Genomic DNA, 5,096 nt, shown 5'->3' on the forward strand with positions numbered 1-5,096 from the left:
GCTCCACGCCGACCCGGGCCTCGCCGAGGCCCACACCCGCATGCTGCCGAGCGCCGAGCCGCGCCCCCGCGGTAGTGTCGACGTCGACCACACGCTGGCCCAGGCCAAGGTCGTGGAGGCCGAGACCCTCGACGAGGCCCGCACCTGGCTCGGCCCCAAGGAGCGCATGGCCCTCCTCCACGACCGCGCCCTCCTCGACCGCCTCGCGCGCTTGGCCCCCTGACCCGATTTTTCGAGATGTCCGCCGGCCGCAAATTCCGCTACAACCCCTCCCGCCGGAAGGGTGGCCGAGTGGTTTAAGGCAGCGGTCTTGAAAACCGCCGTGGGGGCAACTCCACCGTGGGTTCGAATCCCACCCCTTCCGCCACTCCAAAGGTCGCCCGCGTGATCTTTCGGTGGCGAAAGGCGATCGCCCTATCGCCATGCCGTGATTTCTTTCCGGCAGATCGATCCCTTGGTTCAAGGACGAACGCCGACGACCCTGCGCCGGGAACGAGTCCGCGCGGCGGGCGCTATACTCGCTTGTCCCTCACCTCGGACGCTCCCGCCTTGGACAAGTTCGCCTACTACCTCGTCACATTGCTCGAATCCGCGCTGGGCGTCTTCGGCGTGCGGTCCTTCTACGATCAGCCGCGCTACGCCGTCGTCGAGCGGCTCGAGCGCGGCGTCGAGATCCGCTCGTACGAGGCGCGGGTCGCCGTCGAGACGGATGCACGTGGCCAGGGGGATGGCGAGGCGTTCGGGCGGCTGTTCCGCTACATCACCGGTGCGAACCGGGACGGCGGGCGCATCGCCATGACGGCGCCGGTGGAGACGGCGGGACGTCGGATCGCGATGACGCTACCCGTCGAGCAGGGTCCCGCCGGGACGATGCGGTTCTTCCTGCCTCACGACGTCGCGCGCGCCGGCGCTCCGGAACCCACCGAGGCCGGCGTCCGGCTGGTTCGCCTTCCGCCCGAGCGGATCGCGGCGCTGCAGTTTTCGGGCACCATCACGCCGCAGGCGCGGTCGGAGCAGGAGCGCATCCTCGCGAACGTGCTGGCGAAGGCGGGCCGCCGGACCGAGGACGTCCCGCTCCTCATGGGCTACGACCCGCCCTTCGCGATCCCGTTCCTGCGCCGGAACGAGGTGGCCGTGCGGCTGCCGGCCAATTGAGACCGGCGCCGCCGGGATCGGCCGGCGGTGCCAGAGGAGACTTTCGTTCCGCGCCGAGCTTGGCGCGGCCGTCAAGGGCGTTGAGTCGGTTCACGTGAGCTGCGCCCGGCGGACCCTCGACAGGCCTCTCGGGCGAGCCCCGTCCCACCGGATGGCGGGACGGGGGCGCGGGCTGCAGCGCCCTGGTCGATCAGGCGGCCATCGGCCCCTGGCGCCGGTGGCCCTTCACGTCGTAGCGGTCGAGCATCATCACCTTGTCCCAGACCCGGACGAAGTCGGCCACAAAGCGCCGCTGGCCGTCGCTGCCGGCGTAGGCGTCGGCGATGTTGCGCAGCTGCGCGTTCGACCCGAAGACGAGGTCGTTGCGCGTGGCCTCGTACTTGGCCTGCCCGCTCTCGCGGTCCTTCAAGGCGAAGGACGTGCCTGCCGCGTCGGCCTTCTCCCAGACTAGGTTGGTGTCGGTCAGGGTCCGGAAGAAGTCCGTCGTCAGCACGCCGACCCGGTCGGTGAAGACGCCCCGGGTCGAGCCGTCGTGGTTGGCGTTCAGCGCCCGCAGGCCGCCGGTCAGGACCACCCATTCCGGCGCGGTCAGCGTCAGCAGGTTGGCCTTGTCGAGGAACATCTCCTCCGGCGAAAGGCGGGGCGCCATCGCCGCGAACCCGTCGTCGACGTAGTTGCGGAAGCCGTCCGCGACCGGCTTCAGCCAGGTGAACATCTCCACGTCGGTGAGCGCCTGCGTGGTGTCGACGCGGCCCGGCGTGAACGGCACGCGCGCCTCGACCCCGGCGTCCCGGGCCGCCTTCTCCACGGCGACGCAGCCTGCGAGCACGATCAGGTCGGCGAGCGAGACCTGCTTGCCGTCGCCGCGGCCACCGTTGAACCCGGACATCACCCCGCGGAGCGCCTCGACCACGGGTACGGCCCGGCGGTTGACGGCCCAGTCCTTCTGCGGCGCGAGGGCGAGGCGGGCGCCGTTGGCACCGCCGCGCTTGTCGCTGTCGCGGTAGGTCGAGGCCGCCGAGAAGGCGGTGAAGGCGAGGTCCGAGACCGAAAGACCCGTGGCCAGGATCGCCTGCTTGAGGTCGGCGATCTCAGCCTCCCCCACCGGGGCGTAGGCGGCATCGGGGATCGGATCTTGCCAGAGCAGGCCGTCCTCGATCGTCGCTTCCGGGCCGAGGTAGCGGTGCTTGGGGCCCATGTCGCGGTGGGTCAGCTTGTACCACGCCTTGGAGAAGGCCTGGGTGAAGGCGTCGAAGTCGCCGAGGAACTTCTCGCAGACCTTGCGGTACTCGGGATCGACCTTGAGGGCGATGTCGGAGGTCATCATCATCAAGGGATGCGACTGGCCCACGACGTGGGCGTCGGGGGTCCGTGGCGCGTTCGGGTCCTTCGGCGTCCATTGCAGGGCGCCGGCCGGGCTCTTGGTCTGCTCCCAGTCGAACTTGAAGAGGTTCTCCAGGTAGGCGTTGTCCCACTTCGTCGGGTCGGGGGTCCAGCTCCCCTCGATGCCGTTGGTCATCGTGTCCTTGCCGGCGCCCTTCGGGTTGTGCCAGCCGAGGCCCATCGCCTCCATCGGCGCCATCTCCGGCGGCGGCCCGATCTCCTTGGCCGGGACCATGCCGTGGCTCTTGCCGAAGGCGTGGCCGCCGGCGATCAGCGCGACGGTCTCCTCGTCGTTCATCGCCATGCGGGTGAAGGTCACCCGGATGTCGTTGGCCGATCCCTGCGGGTCGCCGTTGGCGTAGGGGCCTTCCGGGTTCACGTAGATCAGCGCCTGGTGCGAGGCGGCGAGCGGGTTCTCCAGGTCGTACTCGGCGTCGCCGTTCTTCCCGCGCCAGCGCTTGTCGCGGTTGACCATCTCGTCGAAGCTCGAGACCGAGCCCATCTCGACGACCTCGGGACCCCAGTAGGTCGCGTCGTCCGCCTCCCAGGCGTCGAGGCGCCCGCCGGCGAAGCCGTAGGTCGGCAGGCCCATGATCTCCAGGGCGCAATTGCCGGTGAGCACCATCAGGTCGGCCCAGGAGAGGGCGTTGCCGTACTTGTGCTTGATCGGCTGCAGCAGGCGGCGCGACTTGTCGGTGTTGCCGTTGTCCCACCAGCTCGAGATCGGCGCGAAGCGCTGCATCCCGGTGCCGGCGCCGCCGCGCCCGTCCGCGATGCGGTAGGTGCCGGCCGAGTGCCAGGCCATGCGGATCATCTGCGGGCCGTAATTGCCGTAATCGGACGGCCACCACGACACCGACGAGGTCAGGAACTGCTTGATGTCGCCTTTCAGCGCGTCGAGGTCGATCGCCTGGAAGGCGGCCGCGTAGTCGAAGTCGGGTCCGAGCGGGTCGGCCGCGAGCCCGTTCTGATGCAGCAGCTCGACCCGTAGCCGGTGCGGATACCAGTTCTCCAGGGCAGGACGGCTGCCGAAGGCCCCGCCGATGCGGTCGCCTCCGAACGGGCACTGGCCCGCCATCGGGTAGGAATCGGTGTTGGTCTTGTCGATCGTCGTCGTGCTCATCAACATCCCCCTTGGCGCAGGACCGGCGGCGCCGGGCGTGCCGCTCTCGCGACATGCCACGCTTCTACGATCCTGCATCGCGAGCGACATCAGGCGCCCGCGTCGAAAATCAAGGTGCCGCCGCCTGCGCGCGCGCGACGGCCGCGGATGCGCCTAGGAACGAAGCGCCTCACGTTTGCGCGAGCCGATCGTGGACAATTCAAACGCCCGCTGGGGTTCGGCCGATCACGGCGCGCAGCGGATCGCCGCCCGCGCCGTCCGGGACGACGACCTGCATGGCGATCTCCGGGAAACCGGCATGGCGCAGGTAGAGTGCGATGAGCCGCGCCTGGTCGTCCCCACGCACCGCCTGCCAGATCGCCACCGCCTTGGTCGGGAAGCAGCGATTGGAGAAGGTGACGATGACGGGCGCGCCCGGCACGAGCACCCGGGCGACCTCGCGCAGGACGGCGACGGGATCCTGCAGGTACTGCACGCCGACGCAGATCAGGACGGCGTCGACGCTCGCGGTCGCGATCGGCAGCGACGGGTCGCCGTTGAGGTCCTGGACGAAGGACGTTGTCAGGCGGGGGTTGGCCGCGAGTTCGCGGGCGTTGAGGCCGTGGCCGATCACGGCCGCGAAAGGCACCTCCGGGGGCAGGTGGCTGACCCAGCTCGACATCAGGTCGAGGATGCGCCCGCCCGGCGGCAGCAGGTCGCGGTAGAGGTCGGTGACGGCCTGGATCGCCCCGTCGTCGATATGCGTCACGAAGCGGGGCTGGGCGTAGAACAGGGTGTCCGGCGCCGGGTCCTGCTTGGCGAAGGCTTCGGGCGGTAGCTCGGGCAGGCTGGTCACACGCGGTTCCCTCGTCGTCGGTCTCGCTCCCCAACGCGCGACGCGGCGACGACGGGGCCGCGACCGAATCGACGGCATCCGATCCCTGCGCAGGGCCGGTGTGCCAGGCCGTCAGGCGCCGCGCGCGACGGCGTCGGCCGGCGGTCGGAACGGCAACACAAGCACGTTGCGCCCGCGCAGGTCGTGGACGCTGACCTGCCACCCGCGCCAGTCGGTGCCGTCGTCGAGCGTCACCATCAAGGCCTCGGCGACGCCGCGGGCCCTGTCGGCCAGCCGCCCGGGAACACGGATCTCCTTGCCCACCGCGTCGAAGACGCATTCGAGGCCGTTGGTGCAATGGAAACGGTAGCGTGCCATGGCGGTGCGACCCCCTCGTGACGACGTCAGACATCGTTCACTCTATGTTCCAATTTCGAGAAGGCAAACGCGGGACGGTGGATAAGGTGGCACGGGGCGTGAACAAATCGGTCGCGGCCCGAGCCACGATGCATGCTCAGGATCGAGGCCCGGTCGATCTCCGGGTGCGCCGCGAGCACGTGGCGGACGCAATCGACGACCTTCTCGTACTGCGATGCCTCGTAGTTGCGCTCGAGCGGGCTC

Annotated in this window: 4 protein-coding genes, 1 tRNA gene and 2 pseudogenes; 3 read left to right on the forward strand and 4 right to left on the reverse strand. The window is 69.8% G+C overall.

Annotation, left to right across the window (positions count from 1 at the left end; genetic code table 11):
• The 3 genes and pseudogenes from FV222_RS16780 to FV222_RS16790 all read left to right on the forward strand — a co-directional run.
• Positions 1-223: pseudogene (locus FV222_RS16780) on the forward strand (glucan biosynthesis glucosyltransferase H); the annotation flags it as partial.
• Between the two features lie 54 nt (positions 224-277).
• A tRNA-Ser gene (locus FV222_RS16785) sits at positions 278-367 on the forward strand.
• Positions 368-549: 182 nt separating this feature from the next.
• The gene (locus FV222_RS16790; protein WP_147815185.1) at positions 550-1,155 is read left to right on the forward strand and encodes a heme-binding protein; all 606 of its coding nucleotides are present in this window, start codon (positions 550-552) and stop codon (positions 1,153-1,155) included.
• A gap of 190 nt (positions 1,156-1,345) precedes the next feature.
• Here FV222_RS16790 and katG read toward each other — a convergent pair whose 3' ends face one another.
• The 4 genes and pseudogenes from katG to FV222_RS16810 all read right to left on the reverse strand — a co-directional run.
• Positions 1,346-3,661, reverse strand: a complete 2,316-nt coding sequence (gene katG / locus FV222_RS16795) for a catalase/peroxidase HPI (RefSeq protein WP_147815187.1) — start codon at positions 3,659-3,661, stop codon at positions 1,346-1,348.
• 199 nt (positions 3,662-3,860) lie between these two features.
• Positions 3,861-4,496, reverse strand: a complete 636-nt coding sequence (locus FV222_RS16800; protein WP_238272499.1) for a methyltransferase domain-containing protein — start codon at positions 4,494-4,496, stop codon at positions 3,861-3,863.
• 111 nt (positions 4,497-4,607) lie between these two features.
• Positions 4,608-4,853, reverse strand: coding sequence for a hypothetical protein (locus FV222_RS16805; RefSeq protein ID WP_147752360.1), 246 nt, complete (start codon positions 4,851-4,853; stop codon positions 4,608-4,610).
• 26 nt (positions 4,854-4,879) lie between these two features.
• Positions 4,880-5,096, reverse strand: a pseudogene (locus FV222_RS16810) (hypothetical protein); the annotation flags it as partial.

The organism is Methylobacterium sp. WL103 (assembly GCF_008039885.1).
GTDB lineage: Bacteria > Pseudomonadota > Alphaproteobacteria > Rhizobiales > Beijerinckiaceae > Methylobacterium > Methylobacterium cerastii.